Genomic DNA, 563 nt, shown 5'->3' with positions numbered 1-563 from the left:
CATCGTGATTCTCGTAACGAAAGAAGCACACTGTTTAGGTGATATTCTGATGAAAAATTACGATGGCAGTTTAGATGTAGAAATCGCCGCCGTGGTGGGTAACTACGATAAGTTGCAAGGCCTCACTGAACGTTTTGATATCCCTTACCACTATGTGACGCACGAAGATCTAAGCCGTGAAGAACACGAGCAAAAGATGTTAGAGGTGATCGATCAATACGATGCAGATTACTTGGTGCTAGCGAAATACATGCGCGTTCTCACGCCAACGTTTGTTGAAAAATACCGCCATAAGATCATCAACATTCACCACAGTTTCTTGCCTGCTTTCATCGGTGCTAAGCCTTATCAGCAAGCTTACGACCGTGGCGTAAAAATTATTGGCGCAACAGCCCACTTCGTGACAAACGATCTAGATGAAGGCCCGATCATCAAGCAGGATGTTATTCCAGTCGATCACACATTCAGCGCACAAGATATGGCTCAAGCAGGCCGCGATGTTGAGAAGAATGTTTTGAGTAAAGCTCTGAATAAGGTAATTAACGACCACGTTTTTGTTTATG

The 563-nt window shown here is 44.0% G+C and carries 1 protein-coding gene; it reads left to right on the top strand.

Going from position 1 to position 563, the window contains the following annotated elements; translation table 11 throughout:
• A partial coding sequence (gene purU / locus R7Q46_RS29205) for a formyltetrahydrofolate deformylase (protein ID WP_318078585.1) occupies window positions 1-563 on the top strand: 563 nt, incomplete at both ends.

It is taken from the genome of Vibrio sp. 811 (assembly GCF_033339195.1).
The sequence above is the reverse complement of the archived record's forward strand: the minus strand, read 5'-3'. Positions and strand labels throughout refer to the sequence as shown.